Consider the following 26,145-nt stretch of genomic DNA (forward strand, 5'->3'; position numbering starts at 1 on the left):
GCGCGCGCCTAACATGCTGACTTAATGACATATTCTCACAGGCGGTGTTTAAGTCGGGTAAGAGTATCGGCAAGGATGTGACTGACGTTCAGGAGAGGCTTTCGAATCTCGAAGCGCGGTTCGGCAATACCGCGAAAATCGGCCATACCGGAGCTCAAACCAATCGCGAAGGGCCTAAGAAGCGCCTTCTGTGGGTCGATGACTTCCCTTCCAACAATGCATTTATCGTCGAGCATTTGCAGGAAAAAGGTATTGAAGTTGAGATTTCTTTGAGTACGGACGACGCTATCAATAAACTAAAATATAATATGTTCCCAGCTATTGTGACCGATTTAGGTAGGATAGAGGGCGGCGTCGATAATCCATTCGCCGGTTTAGATTTGATAAAAAGAGTAAGAGAAAAAGGGAACAATGTACCCATTTTAGTATTTGCAGGTCAAAGGGGATTTCAAAATGAAGAACAATTAGTCTCGGCGGGTGCCGAAAGCGTCACGTCGTCCGGGGTGGATGTCATGGCTTTTATCGAAAAATACGTTAGCTGATCTGCGGATGCAAACCTCCTTCACTCCTGCCCAGCTTGCCGATCCGCATGTCGCGGAATCGGAAAAGATCCTGCGCAAATGCGTGCATTGCGGCTTCTGCACCGCCACTTGCCCGACCTATGTGACACTCGGCAACGAGTTGGATTCGCCTCGCGGGCGCATCTATTTGATCAAGGACATGCTGGAGAACGGCCGTCCGGCCGACAAGGAGATCGTCACCCATATCGACCGCTGCCTGTCATGCCTTGCCTGCATGACCACATGCCCCTCGGGCGTGAACTACATGCACCTGGTGGACCATGCCCGCGCCCATATCCAGGAGACCTATGAAAGGCCGATGCTCGACCGTCTGACCCGCGCCATGCTGGCCTTCGTGCTGCCCTATCCCACGCGCTTCCGCGCCGCTCTCAAGCTGGCGAAGCTGGGCAAGCCATTCATCGGCCTATTCGAGAAGCTGCCGGCGCTGAAGCCGCTCGCCGCGATGCTCAAGCTCGCGCCGGCCTCGATCCCGGCAGCCTCGCCGATGGCCGCGCCGGGCGTCCATGCCGGGCAAGGGGCCAAAAAAGGCCGCGTCGCCATCCTCACCGGCTGCGCGCAATCGGTGCTTGATCCCGCCATCAACGACACGACGATTTCGCTGCTGACGCGGCTCGGCGTCGAGGTCGTTGTGCCGCCGGGCGAGGGCTGCTGCGGCGCACTGGTCCATCATATGGGGCGCGAAGAGGCCGCACTTGCCTCGGCGAGACAGAATGTCGACGCCTGGATGCGCGCCATCGACCAGGGCGGGCTCGACGCCATCATCATCACCGCGTCGGGCTGCGGCACGACGATCAAGGATTACGGCTTCATGCTGCGGCTCGATCCAGCCTATGCCGACAAGGCCGCGCGCGTCTCGGCGCTGGCCAAGGACATCACAGAATATCTGGCCGCTTTCGACATGCCCGAGCCGGTGCGCAAGCCGGGCACGGTCGTCGCCTATCATTCGGCCTGTTCCATGCAGCACGGCCAGAAGATCACCCGCCAGCCGAAGGAACTGCTGGCCAAGGCCGGCTTCATCGTGCGCGAGCCGCGCGAGGGCCATCTGTGCTGCGGCTCGGCCGGCACCTACAACATCCTGCAGTCCGAGATTTCGGCAAAACTGCGCGACCGCAAGGTCAAAAATATCGAGGCAACCGGCGCCTCGATCGTCGCCACCGGCAACATCGGCTGCATCACGCAGATCGCGTCCGCCGCCAGCATGCCGGTGGTGCACACCATCAAACTGCTCGATTGGGCCTATGGCGGGCCGAAGCCGGATGGTGTTCGCGACGAGAGCCTGATCGCCGCGGAATAGGGGATCGGCGCTTACTCCGCCGCCAGCCTGTCCGCGGTACCGTAGGTCGCCTCGTAAAGCGCGCGCTGGCGGCTGAGCGCCACCATCGTGTTGCGCAGCAGGATCGCCACCGTGATCGGGCCGACGCCGCCCGGCACCGGCGTAATCCAGGATGCGACATCTTTCACGCTGTCGGTGTCGACGTCGCCGACGATGCGGCTGGTCCCGTCGGGGCCTATCTCGGAATTGATGCCGATATCGATGACGGCAGCCCCCGGCTTCACCATGTCGGCCTTGATCAGCCGCGGCTTGCCGACGGCGACGAACAGCGCGTCGGCGCGGCGTGCGTGCGCTGCGACCGATCGCGTCATGTGGTGGCAGACCGTGACCGTTGCGCCTTCGCTCATCAACAGGAAAGCAATCGGCTTGCCGACGATTTCCGAATGGCCGACGACGACGACTTCCAGTCCCTTGAGGTCGAGTCCGGTTTCCTTGAGCAGTTCGACGGAGGCAGCCGCCGTGCAGGGCGCCAGATCAAGCTGGTTGTAGACGATGTTGCCGATCGAGGCCGGGTGCATGCCCTCGACATCCTTGAGCGGATGCACCGCCGCCTGCAGCGTCTTGACCGAGATATGCGCGGGCACCGGCCGCTGGATGATGATGCCGGTGACGCGCGGATCGGCGTTCAGCCCGTGGATGGCCGCTTCCAGTTCGCCCGAGGTGATTGTGGCGGGAAAACGCCGTTCTTCGAAATCGATGCCGGCAAGCTGCGCCTTAGCGCGCTGGTTGCGCACATAGACATCCACGGCATCGGTATCGCCGACGGTGATCGAGATCAGCTTGGGCGGAAAACCCTCGGCCTTGGCAATCGCCGCATCCTCGCGCACGGCGGCGATGATGCGCTGGGCAACCGGGCCGCCCTTGAGGTAGCGGCTGTCGTCGGGCAGGGACATGGGGTGGACTCTTTTCTTGCGTTGGCGCCGACATAGCAAAAGACCATTGAAAATGGCAGCATGAAAGCGAAGCGCCATGCCTTCTGCGCGACGCAACGACGCGGGCTTTGTCGCAGGGGCCGGACGCCGATCAAAAAAGAAGGGCAGCGCGGTTTCCCGTGCTGCCCTTCCTGACTGACCGCATCCCCATACGGCCCGTCCCCCGTTATTCCTTCCGGCTTCAGGAAACGATGTGCTTCCCGGCCGGGTGATTCGCTGCAGCTATTATATCACCTCGACCGTGGTTCCGACATTGACCCGTTCATAAAGGTCGACCACGTCCTCGTTGCGCATGCGGATGCAGCCCGACGACACCGCACCGCCGATCGTCCATGGCTGATTGGTGCCGTGGATGCGGTATTCGGTCGTGCCGAGATAGAGCGCGCGGGCGCCGAGCGGGTTCTCGATGCCGCCGGCCAGATAGGTCGGCAGATAGCGGCCCTTGGCGGCTTCGCGCTTGATCATCTGCGCCGGTGGGCGCCAGTCCGGCCACTCGCGCTTGTTGGTAATCTTGTGCGTGCCCGACCATTCGAAGCCGGGCTTGCCGGTGCCGACGCCGTAGCGCCGTGCCTTGCCGTTCTTCTCGACCAGATAGAGGAAATTCTGCGTCGTATCGATGACGATGGTACCCGGCTTCTGCGGGCCGTCATAGGCGACTTCCTGCGGCAGGTAGATCGGGTTGATCTGCGGGCGCATGACCATGCGCTTGGCCGGCGCCTGCACGGCGGCTGTCTGCACCCGGTCGGGCTGCGCCGGTTGCGCATAGCGCAGGCGCGGCTGCTGGCGGTTCTGCCGCACGATGCCGGGCGCATTGCCGAGCTGCAGCACCCAGGGGGCGGAAAGGTCGGGGCTCACCATCACCGGCGGCCTGTCGGCATAGCGGTCGCCAGCGGCCGAGGGTGTGACGCCGGCAAACACAGCCACGGCGCCGAGCACGGAAAACACAACTCTCTTCATCGGGAACGCACCTTAGATCGTCTGATACACCGGGTGGAAACGCTCCCCGGTTCAGCGATCATTGGCGCGCAAGCAGCAACCGAAACATGAATCGGAATGCGTAAAATGCGGTTCTGTCAGTAAACCTTTTGGTGTGGTTACCGCCGGGTTCAGGAATCTGGTAAAGCCACGGTAAAGGCTGCGCAAAAGCGCGTTAACGGATGGATTTTTCGCAATGAGCAATGAAAACACCGGCCTGCTCGCCGGTCCCGATGGTGTCGCGCGCTGCTTCTGGCACGGCAACCTGCCCGATTATCTGCACTATCATGATCATGAATGGGGCCGGCCGGTGGCCGACGACCGCAGGCTTTTCGAAAAGATCTGCCTTGAAGGGTTTCAGTCGGGCCTGTCGTGGCTGACCATCCTGCGCAAGCGCGAGAATTTCCGCGAGGCCTTTGCCGGCTTCGACTTCGACAAGGTCGCCGCCTTCACCGACAAGGATGTCGAGCGCCTGCTCGGCAATGCCGGTATCATCCGCCATCGCGGCAAGATCGTCTCGACCATCAACAACGCCAAGCGTGCCCGCGAGATGGTCGATGAGTTCGGATCGCTCGCCGCCTGGTTCTGGAAGTTCGAACCCGGCAAGGCGGAGCGGCCCGAAATCGTCGACCTCGCCCATCTGCGCGCCAACCCGACGACGGCGGTCTCGGTGCGGATTTCGAAGGAACTGAAGAAGCGCGGCTGGAGCTTTGTCGGCCCGACCACGGTCTACGCCTTCATGCAGGCCATGGGCCTGGTCAACGACCATCTCGAGGGCTGTGTCTGCCGCAAGCAGGTCGAGAAGGAGCGCAAGGCATTCAAACGGCCGACGTAGGGTTCACTTCTCGAACCGCCCCTTGTGCCCGCTGCCATTGATGTCCCACACCAGGCTGCGCCCGGAGATGGTCAGCACCAGGCCGCTGAAGCCGCTGTCGTCGGGCGTGTGGTGTGTCGATGCTGAACTGCGGCCGGCCGGAATGACCTCGACGGTCGATCCCTTCTTCACCCAGCAGCCCTTGCCGTACTGGTCGTTGGCGCCATAGGCGAGCATGAACTCGAAGCTGCCGTCCTTCCTGAGCAGCAGTTCGGAGCCGACTTCCATGACGCCGCGCAGATAGTAGTGGCCGGCAAGGCCTGCATCGCCGGGCTTGCAGCCCGCGGCGCTGGCCGGGTTGGCCACTCCAAGTAAAAGCGCGCCGCCAAGCGCGCATGCGTAGTCCAGTCGCATGCTCGATCTCCCGATCAGAAAATATGGAACTGACGAAGCGGGTGGTTTCAGGTGCCGTTGACGCTGGCCAGGAACAGCCCGGCGACGATCGCCACCACCGTGGCCACCGTCGGATAGATCACCAGCAGCCCGGTCACCAGGGCATCGCGCATCGAGGGCCCCTTGCCGGTGTCGGCGGGCACCTCGAACGGTCCGGCAGCCTGGCCAACCAGTTTCGGCGCATGGGTGCCCGCAGGGCGCAGCCGCGCAGGCAATTCGCCGGCATCGCCGTTGGCATGGAATTTCACTGCGCTGGTCATGTCCCGAACCCCTTCAATGTCCCGCGCTATATCGGCTCCGATTGTGTCGGCACGATGCCGCGCCCATGGCGGGATTGTTTCATTTTCGGTGCGTTTCTGTTTCAGGGAGGTTCGAGTCCTCCTGATCTCGTCGGGCGCCATGCGAGGTGCCGACCCTTGCCGCTCCGGGCCGCATCGGTTAGGAAACGCGCGCTGCGGAATAGGAAGTTTCCTATCGCGCAACGCCACGAAACACCGGGTACCCATCTCATGGCCGACAAATCGGAAAAGACGAAAGCGCGGCTGCCGCGCGGTTTTGCCGACCGCAGCGCCGAGGACATCCGCGCCGTCGAGAAGATGATGGCGACGATCCGCTCGGTCTATGAGCTCTACGGTTTCGAACCGGCCGACCAGCCGCTGATCGAATACACCGATGCGCTCGGCAAATTCCTGCCCGACCAGGACCGGCCGAACGAGGGCGTGTTCTCCTTCCAGGACGATGACGACCAGTGGCTGTCGTTGCGCTACGACCTGACCGCGCCGACGGCGCGTTTCGTCGCCGAGAACTATGAGCGCCTGCCCAAGCCCTATCGCAGCTACCGCTCCGGCTGGGTGTTCCGCAACGAGAAGCCAGGCCCCGGCCGCTTCCGCCAGTTCATGCAGTTCGACGCCGACACGATCGGCACGCCGGGCGTCGCCGCCGACGCCGAGATGGCGATGATGATGGCCGACGTCATGGAAGCGCTCGGCATCAAGCGCGGCGACTACGTCATCCGCGTCAACAACCGCAAGGTGCTGGATGGCGTGCTGGAGGCGATCGGCCTTGGCGGTGACGAGAATGCCGCACGCCGGCTTACCGTGCTGCGCGCGATCGACAAGCTGGACAAGCTCGGGCCGGAAGGCGTGAAGCTTCTGCTCGGCCCTGGGCGCTGGGATGGCGGCAAGGAAGGCGAAGGCGATTTCGCCAAGGGCGCCGGGCTGGACAACGGGCAAGCCGAGGCGGTTCTTCAAGCAACCACGAGAAATGAACAGGCCGGTCAGGATTCCATGGTCAATTCGAACGCGACCTATCAGGAAGGCGTCGGCGAACTCGCGACCATCGAAGCCCTGGTCAGGGCGGCGGGATATGGCGAAGACCGCATAGCCATGGATCGCTCTGTCGTGCGTGGCCTTGAATACTACACCGGCCCGGTCTTCGAAGCCGAACTTCTGGCCGAGATCCCCAACGAGGACGGCCAGATCGTGCGCTTCGGCTCGGTCGGCGGCGGTGGGCGCTATGACGGCCTGGTCTCGCGCTTCCGCGGCGAGCCGGTGCCGGCGACAGGCTTCTCCATCGGCGTCTCCAGGTTGATGACGGCATTGAAAAACCTCGGCAAGCTCGACAGCGCCGACGTGATCGCGCCGGTCGTCGTGCTCGTCATGGACAAGGACACCGAAAGCCTCGGCCGCTACCAGAAGATGGTGAGCGAATTGCGCGCCGCCGGCATCCGCTCCGAAATGTATCTCGGCGGCGCCGGCATGAAGGCGCAGCTCAAATATGCCGACCGGCGCGGCTGCCCGGTCGCCGTGATCCAGGGCGGCGACGAGCGCGCCAAGGGCGAACTGCAGATCAAGGACCTGATCGAAGGCGCGCGCATGTCCGCCGAAATCACCGACAACGCCGAATGGCGCGCGGCGCGCCCGGCGCAGGTGACGGTTGCGGAAGGTGAATTGGTCGCAGAGGTGAAGAAGATCCTGGCGGCGCAGGCCGCAGACCGCGCGAAATAAGAGCGCGGCCAGTGACCTCCCGCTTCCCCGCCATCGCTGCCGACATCACCAACCTCTTCGCGGCGCGCAACACGCACGCGGTCGAGGTCGCCATCCTGCAGCCGGCGGACCCCTTTCTCGACATGGCCGGCGAGGATCTGCGCCGTCGCATCTTCCTCACCGAAAGCGAGACCGGGCAGACACTGTGCCTGCGGCCGGAATTCACCATTCCGGTCTGCCTCGACCACATAAGCTCGCAGGCCGGCACGCCGCGCCGCTACTCCTATCTCGGCGAAGTGTTTCGCCAGCGCCGCGAAGGCGGCAACGAGTTCTTCCAGGCTGGCATCGAGGATCTCGGCGATCGCGACACCGCCGAGGCCGACGCACGCTCGGTGGCCGACGCGCATGCGCTGCTTTCGCTGGTGCTGCCCGGCCGGTCACTGACGGTCACGCTGGGCGATCAGGGTATCTTCGAAGCGGTGCTGGCGGCGCTCGGCCTGCCGCGCGGCTGGCGCATGCGGCTGGCCCGCGCCTTCGGCTCGGCGCCGATGTTGCAGGCGGCATTGGCCGATCTCGCCAACCCGCCGCGCAACGGCCAGCTTTCCGGCGAAGTCGCTGCCCTCGTCCTCGACGGCGATCTCGAAGGCCTTTCCACGCACATCGCCGGCGGCATGGAGGAGGCCGGCCTCTCGGCATCGGCCGGACGCGCGCCGTCCGAGATTGCGCGCCGGCTGATCGAGAAGGCCGAATTGCGCAGCGTGCGGCTGTCGAACGAGGCCTTCGCGGCGCTGAAGAACTTTCTGGCGATCGACGTGCCGCTCGATGGCGCGGCTGAGGCGCTGGAAAGCTTTGCCGCCGGTGCCGGGCTGTCGCTGGGCGCCGCGCTGGAGAAATTCGCCGCCCGTGCCAGGGCGATCGAGGCGCATGGCTTGCCGGCGGAAAAAATCCGCTACGACGCCGCCTTCGGCCGTCCGCTCGATTATTACACCGGCGTGGTCTTCGAAATCGCCGCGCAAGGCGGCGAGCGCCCCATGGCCGGCGGCGGCCGCTACGACCGGCTGCTGACGCTGCTTGGCGCCAAGACGGCGATCCCCGGCGTCGGCTTTTCCGTCTGGCTCGACCGCATCGAGGCGTTGCGGGAGACGGCACCATGATCACGCTGGCGATCCCATCGAAAGGCCGGCTCAAGGAACAGGCGCTGGAAGTGCTGGCCAAGGCCGGCCTCGCCATTAGCCTGCCCGGAGACGAGCGCAAATATCATGCCCGCGTCGAGGGCCTGGACAATGTCGAGGTCGCCTTCCTGTCGGCTTCCGAGATTGCCGGCGAGATCGGCCAGGGCGCCGTCGATCTTGGCATCACCGGCGAGGACCTGGTGCGGGAAAATCTCGCAGACTGGGAAGCCCGCGCCGAGATCGTCGCCCGCCTTGGCTTCGGCAATGCCGATGTCGTGGTGGCGGTGCCCGAAATCTGGCTCGATGTTGACACCATGGCCGATCTCGACGACGTCGCCGCCGACTTCCGCCAGCGCCACGGCCGGCGGCTGCGCATCGCCACCAAATACTGGCGGCTGACGCAGCAGTTCTTTTCGCAAAAGCACGGTATCCAGGTCTATCGCATCGTCGAAAGCCTGGGTGCCACGGAAGGCGCACCGGCGGCTGGACTGGCCGATGTCATCGTCGACATCACCACGACAGGCTCGACGCTGCGCGCCAACCATCTCAAGGTGCTGGGCGACGGCTTGGTCTTGAAGTCGCAGGCCTGTCTGGTGGCATCGAAAAAGGCGCGTGCCGCAGGCGATGAAGCCACCTTGCGCGACATCGCGGCGAAAATGGCGGCGGCGGTCGGCTAGCCATCCTGCCCTCCGAGGGACCAGAACTCCACGACCATCGACAGGATTTCCACTGCCCCGCCGGGCTGATAGACTCGGCGCGGCCTGGAGAGGAAACAGCGATGCCGGTCAATCTCGACGAGCTGAAGAACGCCACCAATCTGCGCGGCCGCGCTGCGCGTGCCGGCAGCGTCTTTATCGCACCCGTCGACGGCAGGGCGCATGTCTCGGGCGAGCGCAAGGTGCCGCTGCTCGACAAGACCATTCCGGCGCTTTTCTCCGACACGGCCAGCAAATACGCCACGCAAGATGCCGCCGTCTTCGTCGGCCAGGACAAGCGCTTCACCTGGAGCGAACTGTCGGACACGGTGGATGCGCTGGCGGCCGGCTTCCTGGCGCTTGGCCTGGAAAAGGGCGATCGTGTCGGCATCTGGTCGCCCAACCGCTGGGAATGGCTGGTGACGCAGTTCGCCACCGCCCGCATCGGCCTGATCCTGGTCAACATCAACCCGGCCTACCGGCTGACTGAGCTCGAATATGCGCTGAACAAGGTTGGCTGCAAGGCGCTGGTGACGGCCGCCAGTTTCAAGACATCGGACTATCTCGGCATGATCGAGACGCTGGCGCCGGAGATCGCCAAGGCGACGCCGGGCAAGTTGAAGGCGCAAAAATTGCCTGATCTGAAGATCGTCATCCGCATGGGCGAGGACAATTCACCAGGCATGTTCAACTTCGCCGACGTGCTGGCCATGGCCGGCCGCGACGAACATGACAGTCTCGACCGTATTTCCGAGGGGCTGAAGCCGAACGACGCCATCAACATCCAGTTCACCTCGGGCACGACGGGCGCGCCCAAGGGCGCGACGCTGACGCACCACAACATCGTCAACAACGGCAATTTCGTCACCTCGGCGATCAAGCTCACCGTCGACGACCGGCTCTGCATCCCGGTGCCGCTCTATCATTGCTTCGGCATGTCGATGGGCACGATGGGCTGCGTCACCAAGGGCGCGACCATGGTGTTTCCAGGCGAGGGCTTCGACCCTGCCGCGACACTGAGGGCGGTGGCGCAGGAACGCTGCACCGGCCTCTATGGCGTGCCGACCATGTTCGTCGGCATGCTCGACCATGCGGATTTCGCGACCTTCGATCTCTCCAGCCTGCGCACCGGCATCATGGCCGGTTCGCCATGCCCGATCGAGGTGATGAAGAAGGTGGTGTCGCTGATGCATATGTCGGAGGTGACCATCGCCTACGGCATGACCGAGACCAGCCCGGTCTCCTTCCAGAGCGGCGTCGACGACCCGCTGGAAAAGCGCGTCTCGACCGTCGGGCGTATCCATCCGCATGTCGAGGTCAAGGCCATCGATGCCGACGGCGCCACCGTCGCGGTCGGCGCGCCGGGCGAGCTCTGCACGCGCGGCTATTCCGTGATGAAGGGCTATTGGGACGACGCCGAAAAGACCCGCGAGGCGATCGACAGCGATGGCTGGATGCACACCGGCGACCTCGCCACCATCGACGCCGAGGGCTATTGCAACATCGTCGGCCGGGTCAAGGACATGGTCATCCGCGGCGGCGAGAACGTCTATCCCAGAGAGGTCGAGGAATTCCTCTATCGCCATCCCAAGGTCAGGGAAGTGCAGGTGTTCGGCATTCCCGACCAGAAATATGGCGAGGAACTGTGCGCCTGGATCGTGCTCAAGCCCGGCCAGATCGCCACCGAGCAGGAGATCAGGAACTTCTGCGCCGGTCAGATCGCCCACTACAAGATCCCGCGCCACATCCGCTTCCGCACCGAATTGCCGATGACGGTAACCGGCAAGCCGCAGAAGTTCCTGATGCGCCAGGCGATGGTGGAAGAGCTGGGGCTGGTGGTGCAGAAGACGGCGTGAGGAGGTGAACTCTTCGATCTGTCGGTGCACGAATGCAGCCAAGGTTCGCAGAAGCGCACAGGGGCTTGGATGAGCGGTTTCGGACGATCGATGACTTCCTATGCGATGCCGCTGGCCGCCCTGGTGATGGCTGTCGCGGTCAGAGCCAGCGGGCTGTCGGTGGACCAGGGTTCGCTGAATGCCAGGATCCTTGTCGGTGCGCTGTCGAGTGCGATCATGTTCGTCACCATTTTCGTGGTGCTCGACCACGCCGAGGCGGTGGCTCGGCGGGTAGGGGAGCCCTACGGCACGCTGGTGCTGACGTTTGCGGTCACGGCAATCGAAGTGTCGATCATTGTTTCCATGATGCTGCATGGAGAGAACAACCCGACGCTGGCGCGGGAGTCCGTCTTCTCGACGGTGATGATCACATCCACCGGCGTTGTCGGCATGTGTCTCGCGCTTGGCGGCTGGCGTCATCGCAAGCAGGCCATCGTGCGGCAAGGGACCAGTGCCTATCTGGCTGTTCTGATCGCGCTGGCCGTCATGACGCTTATTCTGCCGACCTACACCCAGGCCACGGATCCCGGAACGTTTTCGGCAGCCCAACTTGGTTTCGTCAGCGTCCTTTCAGTGCTGCTCTATGCCAGCTTCGTGTTCGCGCAGACCGTCCGGCATCGGGAAGACTTTATCCAGGGACAACCACACGACGTTTCGGTGGGCGCTGCGCCTCACGAGAACATCTCTGCCAGCGCTCTGCTGCTGATGGCCGGGCTGATCGGAATTGTCATGCTCGCCGAGCAGGTCGCGGCAAGCGTCGAAGATACGCTCGTTGCCTACCAGGTGACCCAGGCTGACAGCATTGTGGGGGCAATGATCGCGGGGCTGGTGTTGATGCCTGAGGCCATTTCGGCGGTGCGCGCTTCACTCAAGAACGAACTGCAGCGCGGCTTGAATGTCGCGATGGGTTCGGCTTGCGCCACGATCGGCCTGACCATACCGGGAGTTGCTGCCGCCAGCCTGCTGACGGGGAGAGGACTGACCCTGGGGCTGCCGGCTGCCGATGCGGTCCTCTTGGTCTTGGCGCTTTTCATATGCAATGTAAGCTTCAGCACCGAAAGAACGACGTTCTTGACCGGAATGGTCCATCTTGTGGTGTTTTTTACTTATATGTTTCTGATATTTATACCGTGAAAGCTTGGTGCGGCACCCTTGATTGCCTCAGATCCCGGATTTTAGGTGATCGATGAAGGCGCGCAGCTTCGGCAGGATCTGGCGCTTGCCGGTGTGATAGAGGAAGACGCCCGGCGTCGTCGCTGCGATGGCGTCGAGAACGGGCACGAGTTTTCCCTCGGCAATCGGACCCTCGGCGACCGGTCGTGGGATCTGCGCCAGCCCAATCCCTCGCATAGCGGCCCCGAGCAATGTCGGATAGTCGTGGGCGATCAGCGGACCTGAGACCATCGCCTCGATCGCTTCGTTGCCGTCGACGAATGTCCACGGCGCGATGGCGCCATTCGAACGGCGCAGGCGCAGGCAGGCATGCTGGCGCAAGTCTTCGATACGTTCCGGGCGGCCGTGGCGCTCGAGATAGTCGGGACTACCGACGACCACGAACCGGAAGGACGGGGTCAGCCGCACCGCCACCATGTCGTTGGCGATGAACTGGCCGAGGCGGATGCCGGCATCGAAGCCGCCGGTCGCGAGATCGACCATCTCGTCGCTCGCGGCGATCTCCAGTTCGACTTCGGGATAGGCCTGGCAGAACGACGCGATCACCGGCTCCAGGATCAACGGCACGACGGCGCGCGGCACCGACAGGCGCAGCAGGCCGGTCGGCCGCTGGCCGATGTCACGCGCGGCCTCGCCGGCGGCGACGATCTCCTCGAAGCCAGGGCCGGCACGGTCGAGGAAGCGCTGACCGGCCTCGGTCAGACCGACACTGCGCGTCGTGCGGACAAACAGCGCCGCGCCAAGCCGCGCTTCCAGCGCGCGCACCGCCTGGCTCACGGCTGAAGGCGTCACGCCGAGATCGGCGGCGGCGCGGCGGAAGTTGCGGTGTCTGGCAACAGCCAGGAACACCTCGACGCCCTCCAGCGCCCCGTATCGGATTGTGTAGTTCTGCTTCATAGGTTGTTGTGATTACAGCGGATAGTCGAACGATGGAAGCGGGTTTAGGTAAGACTCTGAAGACAGGAGCATCTTGCCATGACCGATGAACTTGATGGAGTGCGCGACCACTATCGCGCGACCGGCCTGACTGAACGGTTGAGGACGGTACTGGCTGACTTCGGCCCGGAGGATCGGCTTCTCACGCCGCAGCAACTGGGGACCCTCGACCAGTTTCACACCCGTGGGCTTGCTGCCACCGCCGAGCTTGCCAAATTGGCTGACATCACCGCTGGCATGTCGGTTCTGGATGTCGGCTCGGGCATCGGCGGGCCGGCGCGCTTCCTGGCCGCGACTTATGGCTGCCGGGTTACCGGCGTGGACCTCAGCGAACCTTTCGTGGAGGCCGCGCGCTATCTGACCGAGCGCACGGGGCAGGGCGGGCAATTGTCGTTCCAGACCGCCAGCGCCCTGCAGCTTCCGTTCAATGAAGGCCGTTTCGACATCGTGCTGCTGCAGCACGTGGCGATGAATATCTCCGACCGGGGGCGGCTCTATCGCGAGATTCGCCACGCGCTGAAATCTGGCGGCAGGTTCGCCACCTTCGACGTGGTATTAAGCAGCGGCGAGCCGCACTATCCGCTTCCCTGGGCGCGAACGCCGGCGACGAGCTTCCTGCTGACAATCGACGCGACGCGCGAGGCGATCGAACCGGCCGGCTTCCGCATGCTGGTATGGCAAGACGACACCGAAGTCGCCAAGGACTGGTTCGCGCAGTTGCGGGCGTCGGGTCCGCCGCCTTCGCCAAACCTCGGCGTCGTGATGGGGCCGGACTTCGTCGAGCTTGCAGCCAATTTGGGACGAAATCTCATGGAAGGCCGGCTTGGCATCCTGACCGCGGTGTTCGAGGCCGTGCCGATCAACAGCTGACGGGAGACCACAATGTCGACGGAGATCCTTTTCCAGATCCAACTCGTTCTCGGCTATGTCGCATGGCTGCTGTGTTTCGGTGCGTACATCTGGCCCTGGCTCAGATCGATGGACGGGCCCGCAGCGCAACGCGCCATTGCCACGCTGCACAGTTTCCGTTTCTTCGGGCTCGTCTTCATCCTTCCGGGCGTGGTCAGCCCAAACCTGCCCGCCAGCTTCGCCACCCTTGCCGCCTATGGCGATTTCGCAACCGGGGTGCTGGCCATGCTGGCACTGTTTGCCGTGAGGATGCGCCCGCTTTTCTGGCTATTCGTCGTTGCCTTCAATGTCGTCGGGACGATCGATCTCATCGTCGATTACTACCAAGCCATCCAGGCCGATCTTCCCGCCCATGCCGGATTGTTGGGTGCGACCTATGCGATCCCTGTCATCTATGTGCCGCTGCTGATGATCACCCACGTCGTCGCGTTCTATTTTCTGCTCCGTCCGCGCCAGGGCCTGGCCCGCGCCATTACGAACGAGGCGACTGCTCCGTAGATCATCTGGAGGTCAACCGGGCGTGCAACAGCCCGCCGCTACGCCCCGAGCTAACGCCGTCCGCTCTGTATCTCCGACGGCCGCGGCGCCGAGCCCGGCTCCTGGACGAGCGGTCCGAGCAGCACCTCTCCGAACAGCGGCTGGTAGCTCCTGCGCACCGCCGGATCCTCCTTGAAGGACAGCGCATACTGGCCGATCTGGTGGAAATAGGTGATGCGCGCCCTGACCAGGCTTTCATCCTCGGGATAGCCCATGGCGCGGAAGGAGCGGATCAACAGCGCGATGCGCAGATCGTCCATGTCCTTGACCTCCTGCGCCAGCTTCTTCGACGTTCGCGACCAGTCGCGTACGGCCAGATCAAGCAGCGGGCTGAACGGCGCCTCATCGACCCATACATGCACGATGTCGGTGAAGAACTGCAGGCCGTCGATGTCGTGCATGTCGCGCATCGCCCAGAACGGCGCGCAATTGGTGTTTCGCCATTCCTGCAGCAGGCCGTCGCGCAGATCGGCCAGGCTGGCGAAGTGGAAATAGAAGCTGCCGCGCGTCACCTTGAACTGGTGCGCCAGGCGGTCGATCTTGACCTCGCCGATGCCGCGCTTCTCCAGCACCTTGCGCGCGGCCGTGATCCAGGCCTCGCGGCTGAGCGTCTGCCGCGCCGGCTTCGCGGGCGGGGCGGCCTTAGTCGGTCTTTTGGCCCGGGCCGGGGCAGGGTCCGCTTTCATCTGATCAAGACCTTCATCGCCATATGCGACGCCTGCAACCTGTTCGCCGGCTTCGATGCGCTTCGCGACTCATCAAGCGTCCATCTATCGCGGAAGGCGCAGCTCAGGGCAATGCGCTGATCCTCTCCAGCATCAACTCGAAGAACGGCGCCGGATCGATGCGCCGCAGAACATTACAGTTTTTGCGCCGGCCGGTTACATGCCACCAGTCGACGACGGTCATGCCGATCGTCTCCGGCGAGACGATGTCGACCGTCACCGCGCACTGGCGCTGCTCATAGATCTGCGGCGCAAGGAGATAGCCGGTGACGCAGGCGTCATGGATAGGGCGCGCCGGCGTTTCGAATTTGTGCGTGCCGTACTGGCGGTAGAAGTCGGCCAGATTGGCGGCCTCGATCGCCGCCCGGCTGCCGGTTGCCCGCAGGCGGTCCAGCCATTCCGGCGTCATCAGCGCGGTATAGGTGCAGTCTATGCCTGCCATGGTCACCGGCACACCGCTGTCGAACACTTTGTGCGCGGCATGCGGATCGACGAAGATGTTGAATTCCGCGGCCGGCGTGGCGTTGCCGCCCTGGAAGAAGCCGCCGCCCATCAGCACGACTTCGCGCAGGCGGGGCACGATCCTCGGCTCCATGGTCATGGCCATGGCAAGATTGGTCATCGGCCCCAGCGTGCAGACGGTCAAGTCACCCTCCGGCGCGTCCATGATCGTGCGCACCATGTAATTGACCGCGTGTTCGCTTTGCAGCGGCGTCACCGGCTCGGGAAGGTCGGCGCCGTCGAGGCCGGTCTCGCCATGCACATATTCGGCCGTGATCAGCTTGCGCACCATCGGCGCCGGACATCCGGCATGGACCGGCACATCAGGCCGCCCGGCAAGCTCCACCACCTTCAGTGCGTTCTTCGACGTCAAGGCAAGCGGCACATTGCCGCCGACCGTGGTGATGCCGACCACGTCGAGCTCGGCCGGAGACCCCAGCGCGAAGAGGATGGCGAAGGCGTCGTCCTGGCCCGGATCGGTGTCGATGATGATCTTTCGTGGTGCCATGTTTGAGCGCTCTTCCTTTTGCGATCGAAAGCCTATTGATGAGGCCGTTCGGATGTGTAGAAATACAGTACTGTATCTTATGTTCAAGACAGGGTGTTCGAAAATGGATGCACAAGCGCGCGGCGATTTTTCCGAAATTCCGATCCTCGACGTTTCGGCGCTCTATGGCGACGACGAGGGCGCGATCCGGGCAACGGCTGCGACGCTGCGCCGCTATCTCGAGACGATCGGCTTCCTCTATGTCACCGGGCACCCCATTCCGCGCGCCGATGTCGAAGCCGTGCGCGAGGCCAGCAAGCGCTTCTTTGCCTTGCCCGAGGAGGAAAAGGCGAAGCTCAAGATCGACAAGAATTTCCGCGGCTATCTGCCTTTTGCCGGCTCGACCATCGTGACCTCGTCGGTGGCAACCGTCAGCAAGCCCAACCAGAGCGAATCGATCTTCTTCATGCACGAGGTCGGCGCCGACGATCCACGGGCCTTGGCCGAAAAGCCGCTGCAAGGCCCCAACCAATGGCCCGACGAAACAGCACTTGCAGGTTTCAGGGAGACGATCGAGCGCTATGTCCAGGAGATGGGCACGCTCGCCCGCAAGATGGTTCGCGCCATCGCGCTGTCGCTCGGCCTGCCGTCCGACAGCCTCGACCGCTATTTCGAGCAGCCGACGACCTTCCTGAGGCTGTTGCACTATCCGACGCAGCCCCAGGAAGAAGGGCTCTTCGGCTCGGCGCCGCACACCGACTACGGCTTCATCACCTTGCTGGCGCAGGACAATGTCGGCGGCCTCGAGGTCAAGAACAAGGCCGGCGACTGGGTTCCGGCGCCGCCGGTCCCGGATTCCTTCGTCATGAATGTCGGCGACATCCTTGCGCGCTGGTCGAACGACCAGTTCGTCTCGACGCCGCACCGCGTCATCAACCGCTCGGGACGCGAGCGCTATTCGCAGCCCTTCTTCTTCGATCCGTCCATGGACGAGACGATCGAGGCGCTGCCGGTTTGCGTGCCGGCCGGCACGCAGCCGAAATACGGGCCGGTGCTCTACGGCGACTATCTGATGGAGCGCATCGACAAGAACTACCACTATCGCAAGAAGAAGGCGGCGGAAGCCGCCGGCGCATAACGGCAAACAAGCAAAAGAAAGGGGAACAGCAATGAATGCATATCTGCGAATGACCGGCCTTGCGCTGGCGATGTCCACCGTGGCCTGGGGCGGGGTTTCCCGGGCCGCCGAGGTGCCGAAGTCCTCCGACGTCAAGCAGAGCGGAACGCTCGCCGTCGCCAACACGCTGGACTATGCGCCGTTCGAATATCTCGATGCCGACGGCAAGCAGACCGGCATCATCATCGAACTGGCCGGCGAGGTGGCCAAGCTGGTCGATGCCAAGCTCGACGTGCAGCGCACGCCCTTTCCCTCGATGATCCCCGGCCTGGCCGCCGGCCGCTTCAAGATCGCCTGGGAGACGTTCTCGGCCACGCCCGAGCGGCTGAAGCAGGTCGACTTCGTCATGTTCCTCAAGGCCGGCCTCGCCGTCTCGACATCGCCAGACAAGAAGGCGATCTTCAGCGGAGACACCCCGCTCTGCGGCAAGCGCATCGGCGTCTCGGCCGGCAGCGCCTCGGACTTCCTGGTCGACAAGCTGAGCAAGGAGTGCACCGACAAGGGCCAGGCGGCCATTGAGAAGTCGGTCTTCAACTCCTCGACCGATATCGTCCAGGCCGTGCTGTCGGATCGTGTCGACGCCCGCATGGACGATGCGACCGCTTCGAGCTATTTCGAGGTGACGAGCAAGGGCCAGCTTGTGGTGCTGCCGACGCTTTACGAGGTCGCGCCGCTCGGCATGGCGATCGCCAAGAACGACAAGGAGACTGCCGATATGATGGTGGCAGCACTCGCCGAACTGTTCAAGAACGGCACCTACAAGACTATCCTCGACAAGTACGGCATGGGCGCCTACGCGATCAAGGAACCCTATTTCGTCGGAACCATGGACGCGCTTCGCGCCGAATAGGAACTACCCCGGCGCCTGATCCTGGGTCAGGCGCCGGCCAGCAACCAGGAGACCATTGATGGGCGTGGCCCACCCGACCGAGATCGGTGTCGAGCCCGGCGTTGCCGCCGCCGTGTCACGACTGACCGTCGTGCCGCAGCGCCGCTATGGCATCTGGGTCGGCACGGCGTTCGCCTTGCTGCTGGCCTTTCTGATCATCCGCGCTTTCGCCAGCAACCCCGCCTTCGCCTGGGGCACGGCGGCCGGCTACCTGTTCCATCCCTCGATCATGCGCGGCCTTGGCAACACGCTGGTGCTCACCGTCATCATCATGCTGTTGGCGATCGTGGTCGGCACCGTCATCGCCATCATGCGGGTGTCGCCAAGTCCTGTGCTGCGCGCCTTCGCGGGTGTCTATGTCTGGTTCTTCCGGGGCGTCCCGGCGCTGATCCAGCTGATCTTCTGGTTCAACCTGTCGCTGCTGGTGCGTGAAATCTCGCTCACTCTGCCTTTCCTGGGAACGCTGTTTTCCGTGCGCACCAATGATTTCATGACGCCGTTCTTCTCCGCCGTCGTGGCACTTTCGCTCTGCGAGGCCGGCTACATGGCCGAGATCATCCGCGCCGGCATCAAGTCGGTGCCGTCGGGCCAGGCGGAAGCGGCGAGTGCACTCGGCATGCCCTACCGCATGATCCTGAAGCGCATCACCCTGCCGCAAGCCATGCGCTTCGTGCTACCGCCGACCGGCAACGAGGCGATCAACCTCCTGAAGATGACGTCGCTGGTGACCTTCATCGCGGTCGACGACCTGTTCTACACCGCGCAAAGCATCTATGCGCGCACCTTCGAGACGATCCCGCTCCTGATCGTGGTCGCCTTCTGGTACCTCGCCGTGGTCAGCATCCTGTCGGTGGGGCAGCATTTCCTGGAGCGCCATTTCGGCCGCAGCGACACGCGCCGTGAACCCCTGACGATGCGCGCCTTGCGCAACGCCATCAGCCTGCGCGGCGTTGCCCGATGAGCGATGTGAGGTCCGAAAATCGCGCCCGCTTCGGCGTGCCGGCCAATTCCATGGTGTTCGCGCGCGGCGTGCGCAAAACCTATGGCTCGCTCGAGGTCCTCAAGGGTGTCGACTTCGACGTGCCCGAAGGTTCGGTGGCCTGCATCATCGGCCCGTCGGGATCCGGCAAGAGCACGTTCCTGCGCTGCATCAACCATCTGGAAAAACTCAGCGGCGGCATCCTGTTGGTGGACAGCCAGTTCGTCGGCTACGACCTCCAGGGCGACAGGCTCTACGAGGTCAAGGACGATCTCCTGTGCCAGCGCCGGGCCGAGATCGGCATGCTGTTCCAGTCGTTCAACCTGTTCTCGCACATGACGGTGATGGAGAACCTGATCGAGGCGCCGACGCAGGTGCGGCGCATCCCGGTCGACCAGGCCAGGGCCGAGGCGGAAGTCCTGCTGCGCCGCGTCGGCCTTGCCGACAAGGTCGACCGCTATCCGCGCGAACTGTCCGGCGGCCAGCAGCAGCGCGTGGCGATCGCGCGCGCCATGGCGATGAAGCCGAAGGTGCTTTTGTTCGACGAGCCCACATCGGCGCTCGACCCGGAACTGGTCGGCGAGGTGCTGCAGGTGATGCGCGATCTGGCCGAGAGCGGCATGACGATGGTCGTCGTCACCCACGAGATCGGCTTTGCCCGTGAGATCGGCGATCAGCTCGTCTTCATGGATGGCGGTGTGATCGTCGAACGTGGCGCGCCGCGCGAGATGATCGCCAACCCGCAGTCGCCGCGCACGCGCGAGTTTCTGTCCCGCGTTCTCTGACGCTTGGCTTCAAGCGGCCAGCACCGCCGCGCCGAGGCTGCGAATGATCTTGGCGAGTTCGACGCATTCGCCATGCCTTGCACTGTTCCGCCGCCAGGCAAGGCAGATCATGCGCTGCGGCATCGGCTCCTGGAACGGCACGATCTTGAGGTCAGGGATGGTGCCGGCGGGGCCGGTCGCCATTTCGGGGATCAGCGTGACGCCGAGCCCGTGCGCCACCATCTGCAACAGCGTGGTCAGGCTGGTGGCGCCATAACTGGCCATCGCCACCGGCCGCACATTGCCGCAGACAGCCAGCGCCTGTTCGCGCAGGCAATGGCCTTCTTCCAGCAGCATCAGCCTTTCCAGCGCCGGGCTTTCGGGCGGAACCGGCGGCGAGGCGAAGGCCGGATCGCCTGCCGGAACAGCAAGGAAGAACCGGTCCGAAAACAGCGCCTCGGTGTTAAGGCCCGGATGATCGAGCGGAAGTGCCGCGATGAAAGCGTCGAGCTTGCGCGAGGCGATGTCGTCGACCAGCGTCGCGGTGACCGCCTCGCGCAATTCGAGCAGCAGGGCCGGAAAATGCTTTTTCAGTTCGGGCAGCGCGCGCGGCAAGAGATAGGGCGCGACGGTTGGGATGATGCCTAGCCGGAAGCGCCCTTCCATGGCCGTGCGGCCGCGCCTTGCGGTCGTTTCGACATCGCGTATCTCGGCCAGGATGCGTTCGATGCGCGGCAAAAGCGCTGATGCCTCGTCGGTCATGCGCACCGACTTGCCGCCGCGTTCGAACAGCCGGCAGTTCAGCCTCTGTTCCATCTCCGCGATCTGCGAGGACAGCGCCGGCTGGCTTACACCGGCGAGTTTTGCCGCACGTCCGAAATGCAGCGTCTGCGCCAGCGCGTCGAAGTAATGCATCTGGCGGACAGTCAAGCCTATCATAAGGAAACCCTATCGAAATGAACAGGAAAGGCAATTTGTTTTTATCGCCAATGCGGCCTAGTCTGGAATCATTCCAAGATGGTGCGGACGGCGAGCCGCCCCCCAAAAATCCTGGCAAAGATCAAAACTCGGCAAAATCGGAGACTGAAGATGGACGCGAACACCGATGACAAAAGCGCGGGCAAATGCCCGGTCGCGCACGGAGCCGTTGGCCGGACCAACCGTGACTGGTGGCCGAACCAACTGAACGTTCAGATCCTGCATCAACAGTCATCCCTGTCCGACCCGATGGGTGAGGCGTTCGACTATGCGGAGGAATTCAAGAGCCTCGACCTCGACGCCGTCATCAAGGACCTGCATGCGCTGATGACGGATTCGCAGGAATGGTGGCCGGCCGATTTCGGCCATTACGGGCCCCTGTTCATCCGCATGGCCTGGCACAGCGCCGGCACCTACCGCATCGCCGACGGCCGTGGCGGCGCCGGGGCCGGCCAGCAGCGTTTCGCGCCGCTCAACAGCTGGCCTGACAACGTCAACCTCGACAAGGCCCGCAGGCTCTTGTGGCCGATCAAGCAGAAATATGGCCGCAAGATCTCTTGGGCCGACCTTCTGATCCTCACCGGCAACGTCGCGCTGGAATCGATGGGCTTCAAGACTTTCGGTTTTGCCGGTGGCCGTGCAGACGTCTGGGAGCCCGAGCAGGACGTCTACTGGGGCCCCGAAGGCAAGTGGCTGGCCGATGAGCGTTACAGCGGCGACCGAGACCTGCAGAATCCCCTCGGCGCCGTGCAGATGGGGCTGATCTACGTCAACCCGGAAGGGCCGAACGGCAATCCGGATCCACTGGCCGCGGCGCGCGATATCAGGGACACCTTTGCACGCATGGCGATGAACGACGAGGAAACCGTGGCCCTCATCGCCGGCGGCCACACGTTCGGCAAGACCCATGGTGCGGGCGATGCGAGCCTGGTGGGTGTCGAGCCGGAAGGCGCCGATATCGAGCAGCAGGGCCTTGGCTGGGCGAGCAAATTCGGCACCGGCAAGGGCGGTGACGCCATCGGCAGCGGTCTGGAAGTCATTTGGACGAAGACGCCGACCAAGTGGAGCAACAACTTCTTCGACAATCTGTTCGGCTTTGACTGGGAGCTGACCAAAAGCCCGGCCGGTGCCCATCAGTGGACGCCGAAGGGTGGAGCGGGCGCCGGCACGGTGCCGGACGCACACAACTCGGCCAAGCGCCACGCGCCCGCCATGCTGACCACCGACCTCGCGCTGCGTTTCGATCCCTCCTACGCAACGATCTCCAAGCGCTTCCACGAGAATCCGGATCAGTTCGCCGACGCCTTCGCCCGCGCCTGGTACAAGCTGACCCACCGCGACATGGGCCCGGTCGCCCGGTATCTCGGCCCGTTGGTTCCCAAGGAAGAGCTGCCCTGGCAGGACGTCATCCCGGCGGTCGATCATGTGCTGATCGACGAGCAGGATGCCGAAGCGCTCAAGGCTGAGATTCTGGCCTCCGGCCTGTCCGTGTCGCAGCTGGTTTCGACGGCGTGGGCCTCGGCCTCGACCTTCCGCGGCTCCGACAAGCGCGGCGGCGCCAATGGCGCGCGCATCCGCCTCAGCCCGCAGAAGGACTGGGCCGTCAATCAGCCGGCCGAGCTCGCCAAGGTGCTCGACAAGCTCCAGGCGATCGCCAAGGACTTCAACGCCGCACAGACCGGCAGCAAGAAAGTCTCGCTTGCCGACCTGATCGTTCTTGGCGGCAACGCGGCAATCGAGAAGGCCGCGAAGGCCGCCGGCCACAGCGTCGACGTTCCCTTCTGGCCTGGCCGCATGGACGCTTCGCAGGAACAGACCGATATCCACTCCTTCGCGCCGCTGGAGCCGACGATTGACGGTTTCCGCAACTATGTCAGCGGCAAGCAGCGGCTGACCGTCGAGGAGGCGCTGGTCGACCGGGCGCAGTTGCTGACGCTGACGGCGCCGGAAATGACCGTCCTCGTCGGCGGCCTGCGCGTTCTCGGCGCCAATGCAGGGCAGTCGAAGCACGGCGTGTTCACCAAACAGCCGGAAACGCTGAGCAACGACTTCTTCGTCAACCTGCTCGACATGGGCACGGAGTGGAAGGCGACGTCGGATGCCAAGGACGTATTCGAAGGCCGCGACCGCAAGACCGGCGAAGTGAAGTGGACCGGCACACGTGCCGACCTGATCTTCGGTTCGCACTCGCAACTGCGCGCGCTCGCCGAAGTCTATGCGACGGCGGACGCTAAGGCGAAGTTCGCCAAGGACTTCGTCGTGGCCTGGACCAAGGTGATGAACGCCGACCGTTTCGACATCGCCGGCTGATCCAGGCAAAGCTCTCCAACAAAAAAGGCGCGGGCCGTGGCCCGCGCCTTTTGCATTCGGGCTCTCGAGATCAATCCTTCTCGAAGATGCGTGCCTTGGCGACGACGCCGGCGATGGCGCCGCCGATCAGCGGGGCGACGATGAACAGCCAGAGCTGGCTGAGCGCTGCACCGCCGGTGAACAGCGCCGGGCCGATGGAACGGGCCGGATTGACCGAGGTGCCGGTGACCGGGATCATGGCGAAGTGAATGCCCGCCAGCGTCAGGCCGATGACCAGACCGGCAAATGCCGTCGAGTGCTTTTCAGCGGTCACGCCGAGGATCACCGTGACGAAGGTGAAGGTGCCGATCAGCTCCCACAGGAACGCCGAGCTCATGCCCCATTTGGCCACGTCCCAGCCATTGGCGCCGAAGTTGGTGATGGGTTCGCTGGTCTTGCCCGAGACGATGATCCACAGTGCCAGCGAAGCCAGGATGGCGCCGATGATCTGCGCGATCCAGTAGGGGACGACATCCTTGGCCGGCAGCCGTCCGGCGAGGAAGACGCCGAGCGTCACCGCCGGATTGAGATGCGCGCCCGAAATCGGGCCGATCGCATAGGCCGCGGCGATGAGGCCAATGCCGAATGCCAGACCGATGCCTTCCTGGCCGAGCGGCAGCGCGCCGCCGAAGCCGCCCGTCACCACCGACGCCGTGCCGATGAACACCAACAGAAATGTGCCTAGAACTTCCGCCAGATAAGTTTTCATTGCCCTCTCCTCGTAGCGATCCGCCGGTTCGCGTTTTCCGCGCCGCGAATCATGGTGTGGAGAGTATTCCCAACGGAAAAACTTGGAAAGCAGCGCGGTTGCGCCACAGGCCGTGCTTGCAGTCGCCAGTCGAGAACATTAGAGACCTTGCATCTATTCATCGATCTGCTGTTGCCGGCCCGCGATATTTATGGATCGTACGGATTTCCGCCTGCCTGTTCGTCGCGTGGCGGAGCGGGGTTCAATCCGGACGCGAAAGGCTCTAAGAGCAGGCGATAAATCTCGATTTGATGGAATGATCAATGCGACTGGGCGGACGGCTGGCTGCGGCCATCGAAGTGCTGGAGGACATTGGCCGGCGTCACCGGCCGGTGGCCGATGCGCTGAAGGATTGGGGCCTGTCACACCGCTTCGCCGGTGGCGGTGATCGCGCGGCGATCGGCAACATCGTCTACGACGCGCTGCGCCACAAACGCTCAGCCGGCTGGCTGCTCGGCGAAGACACGCCGCGCGCTGTCGGCTTCGGCGCATTGCTGCTCGAATGGGGCCAGACGGCGCAGTCGCTCAACGACGCGCTCGACGGCGACAAGTTCGCGCCGCCGCTGCTCAGCGCCACCGAGCTGCAGACGATCGCCAGTCGCCGGCTTGCCGATGCGCCGCCCTCAGTGCGCGCCGACATACCCGATTGGTGTGAACCGCTTTTCGAACGGGCTTTTGGCGAGGCATGGGTCGGGGAGGGCGCGGCGCTGGCGACCCGCCCGCCGCTCGACATAAGGGTCAACACGCTGCAGGCCGATCGCGCCAGGGTGCTCAAGGAACTGGCCGGTACGGGGGCACAGGCCGCGCGGATCGCGCCGCTCGGCATTCGCATTCCGCCCATCGACGGCGACGGCAGGCACCCGAACGTGCAGGCCGAGCCCGCCTTCCAGAAAGGCTGGTTCGAGGTCCAGGACGAGGGCTCGCAGATAGCGGCGACGCTTGCCGGCGCCGAGGCCGGCATGCAGGTGCTCGACTTCTGCGCCGGCGCCGGCGGCAAGACGCTGGCGCTGTCGGCCGCGATGGAGAACCGCGGCCAGATCTTTGCGCATGATGCCGAAAAGGCGCGCCTCGCCCCGATCTTCGACCGCATCCGCCGCTCGGAAAACCGCAACGTGCAGGTCGTCACCAAGCCGGCCGAACTCGCTCCGCTTTCCAATCACATGGACATCGTGCTGGTCGACGCGCCCTGCACCGGCAGCGGCACCTGGCGGCGCCGTCCCGATGCCAAATGGCGGCTGACGCAAAGGCAGCTCGATGCCCGCAAGGGCGAGCAGTCGGCGATCCTCGATGCGGCACAAGCCTATGTCAGACCCGGCGGCCTGCTGGTCTACATCACCTGCTCGGTATTCTCCGAGGAGAATGGCGAGCAGATCGCCGCGTTCCGCGAGCGCAGCAGCGGCTTTGTTCCGGTCGATCACCGCGCACTCTGGGACAGGCGTTTTCCAGGCCACGAGGCCGCCGCTCGGATCGGCGCCGGCGGCGACGTCTCGCTCTCCCCGGCATTGAGCGGCACTGACGGCTTTTACTTCTGCGCGCTGCGCAAGGTGAGTTGAACGCTGCCGTTGACAGGGAGCGATAGTGCCACAGTTGCAGATGCGCGGTGCCGTGTCGCCAAGAGGTGGATTCTTGAAGAAATATCTGTCGCTGCTGCTCTTCCTTGTCCTGGTGCTCGGTGGAGGCCTGCTGATAGGTTACGCAACGCTTCCGGGCGCCTGGTATGCCTCTCTGGTCAAGCCGCCCTTCAATCCGCCCAACTGGGTTTTCGGCCCGGTCTGGTCGCTGCTTTACGTGCTGATCGCCGTGGCCGGCTGGCGGACGTGGCTGCGCGAGCCTTCGGGTGCGGCGATGAAGATCTGGGGCGTCCAGCTGATCCTGAATTTCCTGTGGTCGCCAACCTTCTTCGGCGCGAAAATGATGGGACCTGCCTTGGTCGTCATCGTGCTTCTTCTCGCCAGCATCGTCTCCTTCATCGCCAGTGTCTGGAACCGTGACAGGATATCCGGCTGGTTGTTCGCGCCCTATGCGGCCTGGGTGGCCTTCGCCACGATGCTCAACGCTTCGCTTCTCTGGTTGAACTAGGCGCTCTCGGTGTCGCTTTGTTGCAGTGCAGCAAAAGCATTTGCCTGCCGCTCGCGCCTCTGCGATAAGCTTTTCCGGT

The 26,145-nt window shown here is 63.9% G+C and carries 26 protein-coding genes; 17 read left to right on the forward strand and 9 right to left on the reverse strand.

Translation table 11 applies throughout. The annotated features are described in order from the left end of the window. The first annotated feature begins 77 nt into the window (after positions 1-77). Together QQK95_RS25485 and glcF are read left to right on the forward strand one after the other, a co-directional pair. A complete protein-coding gene (locus QQK95_RS25485; protein ID WP_284277155.1) occupies positions 78-542 on the forward strand; it encodes a DNA-binding transcriptional response regulator in 465 nt (154 codons plus the stop codon). 7 nt (positions 543-549) lie between these two features. Continuing rightward, complete coding sequence (glcF, locus tag QQK95_RS25490; protein WP_284277156.1) at positions 550-1,875, forward strand: glycolate oxidase subunit GlcF; 1,326 nt, start codon at positions 550-552, stop codon at positions 1,873-1,875. A gap of 11 nt (positions 1,876-1,886) precedes the next feature. Here the strand turns inward: glcF and QQK95_RS25495 are convergent, their stop codons facing one another. Continuing rightward, positions 1,887-2,807 carry a bifunctional 5,10-methylenetetrahydrofolate dehydrogenase/5,10-methenyltetrahydrofolate cyclohydrolase gene (locus tag QQK95_RS25495; RefSeq protein ID WP_202355866.1) on the reverse strand — a complete coding sequence of 307 codons (921 nt, stop codon included), beginning with the start codon at positions 2,805-2,807 and terminating at the stop codon, positions 1,887-1,889. Positions 2,808-3,071: 264 nt separating this feature from the next. Continuing rightward, on the reverse strand, positions 3,072-3,803 hold the full coding sequence (locus tag QQK95_RS25500) for a L,D-transpeptidase (RefSeq protein WP_284277157.1): 732 nt from the start codon (positions 3,801-3,803) through the stop codon (positions 3,072-3,074). Between the two features lie 214 nt (positions 3,804-4,017). Here QQK95_RS25500 and QQK95_RS25505 point away from each other — a divergent pair, with 214 nt between their 5' ends. Next, positions 4,018-4,656: a DNA-3-methyladenine glycosylase I gene (locus QQK95_RS25505; RefSeq protein WP_095786844.1), complete on the forward strand. Its 639-nt coding sequence runs from the start codon at positions 4,018-4,020 to the stop codon at positions 4,654-4,656. Positions 4,657-4,659: 3 nt separating this feature from the next. Here QQK95_RS25505 and QQK95_RS25510 read toward each other — a convergent pair whose 3' ends face one another. Together QQK95_RS25510 and QQK95_RS25515 are read right to left on the reverse strand one after the other, a co-directional pair. Next, on the reverse strand, positions 4,660-5,049 hold the full coding sequence (locus QQK95_RS25510) for a hypothetical protein (RefSeq protein ID WP_284277158.1): 390 nt from the start codon (positions 5,047-5,049) through the stop codon (positions 4,660-4,662). A 47-nt stretch (positions 5,050-5,096) separates the two neighbouring features. Next, positions 5,097-5,348: a hypothetical protein gene (locus tag QQK95_RS25515; protein WP_284277159.1), complete on the reverse strand. Its 252-nt coding sequence runs from the start codon at positions 5,346-5,348 to the stop codon at positions 5,097-5,099. A 249-nt stretch (positions 5,349-5,597) separates the two neighbouring features. Between QQK95_RS25515 and hisS the strand changes: the two genes are divergently transcribed. The 5 genes from hisS (at position 5,598) to QQK95_RS25540 (ending at position 11,969) form a co-directional block, all read left to right on the forward strand. Continuing rightward, positions 5,598-7,094 carry a histidine--tRNA ligase gene (gene hisS / locus QQK95_RS25520; protein WP_284277160.1) on the forward strand — a complete coding sequence of 499 codons (1,497 nt, stop codon included), beginning with the start codon at positions 5,598-5,600 and terminating at the stop codon, positions 7,092-7,094. An 11-nt stretch (positions 7,095-7,105) separates the two neighbouring features. After that, a complete protein-coding gene (locus QQK95_RS25525; RefSeq protein ID WP_284277161.1) occupies positions 7,106-8,227 on the forward strand; it encodes an ATP phosphoribosyltransferase regulatory subunit in 1,122 nt (373 codons plus the stop codon). Further along, a complete protein-coding gene (hisG, locus tag QQK95_RS25530) occupies positions 8,224-8,922 on the forward strand; it encodes an ATP phosphoribosyltransferase (RefSeq protein WP_284277162.1) in 699 nt (232 codons plus the stop codon). Before QQK95_RS25525 ends, hisG begins: the two co-directional genes overlap by 4 nt. 101 nt (positions 8,923-9,023) lie before the next feature. Continuing rightward, complete coding sequence (locus QQK95_RS25535) at positions 9,024-10,796, forward strand: AMP-binding protein (RefSeq protein WP_284277163.1); 1,773 nt, start codon at positions 9,024-9,026, stop codon at positions 10,794-10,796. 69 nt (positions 10,797-10,865) lie between these two features. After that, positions 10,866-11,969, forward strand: coding sequence for a calcium:cation antiporter (locus tag QQK95_RS25540; RefSeq protein WP_322791227.1), 1,104 nt, complete (start codon positions 10,866-10,868; stop codon positions 11,967-11,969). Between the two features lie 27 nt (positions 11,970-11,996). On the opposite strand, the gene QQK95_RS25545 is transcribed toward QQK95_RS25540, so the two are convergent. After that, positions 11,997-12,905, reverse strand: a complete 909-nt coding sequence (locus tag QQK95_RS25545) for a LysR family transcriptional regulator (RefSeq protein ID WP_284277166.1) — start codon at positions 12,903-12,905, stop codon at positions 11,997-11,999. Between the two features lie 78 nt (positions 12,906-12,983). On the opposite strand from QQK95_RS25545, the gene QQK95_RS25550 reads away from it, so the two are divergent. After that, entirely contained in the window at positions 12,984-13,814 is an 831-nt protein-coding gene (locus QQK95_RS25550; RefSeq protein ID WP_284277167.1) for a class I SAM-dependent methyltransferase, read from the forward strand. A gap of 12 nt (positions 13,815-13,826) precedes the next feature. Next, the gene (locus QQK95_RS25555; RefSeq protein WP_284277168.1) at positions 13,827-14,351 is read left to right on the forward strand and encodes a hypothetical protein; all 525 of its coding nucleotides are present in this window, start codon (positions 13,827-13,829) and stop codon (positions 14,349-14,351) included. A gap of 50 nt (positions 14,352-14,401) precedes the next feature. Here the strand turns inward: QQK95_RS25555 and QQK95_RS25560 are convergent, their stop codons facing one another. After that, positions 14,402-15,076, reverse strand: coding sequence for a TetR/AcrR family transcriptional regulator (locus tag QQK95_RS25560; protein ID WP_284277170.1), 675 nt, complete (start codon positions 15,074-15,076; stop codon positions 14,402-14,404). Between the two features lie 103 nt (positions 15,077-15,179). Continuing rightward, positions 15,180-16,124 carry a nucleoside hydrolase gene (locus QQK95_RS25565; RefSeq protein WP_284277171.1) on the reverse strand — a complete coding sequence of 315 codons (945 nt, stop codon included), beginning with the start codon at positions 16,122-16,124 and terminating at the stop codon, positions 15,180-15,182. Between the two features lie 103 nt (positions 16,125-16,227). Between QQK95_RS25565 and QQK95_RS25570 the strand changes: the two genes are divergently transcribed. From QQK95_RS25570 to QQK95_RS25585, 4 genes are read left to right on the forward strand one after another with little or no spacing between them, the layout of a single operon-like run. Then, positions 16,228-17,241, forward strand: a complete 1,014-nt coding sequence (locus QQK95_RS25570) for an isopenicillin N synthase family dioxygenase (protein WP_284277172.1) — start codon at positions 16,228-16,230, stop codon at positions 17,239-17,241. Positions 17,242-17,272: 31 nt separating this feature from the next. Further along, positions 17,273-18,130, forward strand: a complete 858-nt coding sequence (locus tag QQK95_RS25575) for an ABC transporter substrate-binding protein (RefSeq protein ID WP_284277173.1) — start codon at positions 17,273-17,275, stop codon at positions 18,128-18,130. Positions 18,131-18,188: 58 nt separating this feature from the next. Next, positions 18,189-19,130 (forward strand): amino acid ABC transporter permease, encoded by a 942-nt coding sequence (locus tag QQK95_RS25580; protein WP_284277174.1) that lies wholly within the window; start codon positions 18,189-18,191, stop codon positions 19,128-19,130. Further along, on the forward strand, positions 19,127-19,933 hold the full coding sequence (locus QQK95_RS25585) for an amino acid ABC transporter ATP-binding protein (protein ID WP_284277175.1): 807 nt from the start codon (positions 19,127-19,129) through the stop codon (positions 19,931-19,933). The genes QQK95_RS25580 and QQK95_RS25585 overlap by 4 nt, the downstream gene beginning before the upstream one ends. A gap of 9 nt (positions 19,934-19,942) precedes the next feature. Here QQK95_RS25585 and QQK95_RS25590 read toward each other — a convergent pair whose 3' ends face one another. After that, positions 19,943-20,851, reverse strand: coding sequence for a hydrogen peroxide-inducible genes activator (locus QQK95_RS25590; protein WP_284277176.1), 909 nt, complete (start codon positions 20,849-20,851; stop codon positions 19,943-19,945). Between the two features lie 150 nt (positions 20,852-21,001). Between QQK95_RS25590 and katG the strand changes: the two genes are divergently transcribed. After that, positions 21,002-23,200 (forward strand): catalase/peroxidase HPI, encoded by a 2,199-nt coding sequence (gene katG / locus QQK95_RS25595; protein ID WP_284277177.1) that lies wholly within the window; start codon positions 21,002-21,004, stop codon positions 23,198-23,200. Positions 23,201-23,270: 70 nt separating this feature from the next. On the opposite strand, the gene QQK95_RS25600 is transcribed toward katG, so the two are convergent. Further along, complete coding sequence (locus QQK95_RS25600) at positions 23,271-23,948, reverse strand: MIP family channel protein (RefSeq protein ID WP_284277178.1); 678 nt, start codon at positions 23,946-23,948, stop codon at positions 23,271-23,273. 302 nt (positions 23,949-24,250) lie between these two features. Between QQK95_RS25600 and QQK95_RS25605 the strand changes: the two genes are divergently transcribed. Both QQK95_RS25605 and QQK95_RS25610 read left to right on the forward strand, forming a co-directional pair. Then, entirely contained in the window at positions 24,251-25,540 is a 1,290-nt protein-coding gene (locus QQK95_RS25605; protein WP_284277180.1) for an RsmB/NOP family class I SAM-dependent RNA methyltransferase, read from the forward strand. A 40-nt stretch (positions 25,541-25,580) separates the two neighbouring features. Next, positions 25,581-26,066 (forward strand): TspO/MBR family protein, encoded by a 486-nt coding sequence (locus QQK95_RS25610; RefSeq protein ID WP_409371711.1) that lies wholly within the window; start codon positions 25,581-25,583, stop codon positions 26,064-26,066. Positions 26,067-26,145: the final 79 nt, after the last annotated feature.

Origin of the sequence: Mesorhizobium huakuii, assembly GCF_030160235.1 — a bacterium.
GTDB classification, from domain to species: domain Bacteria; phylum Pseudomonadota; class Alphaproteobacteria; order Rhizobiales; family Rhizobiaceae; genus Mesorhizobium; species Mesorhizobium huakuii.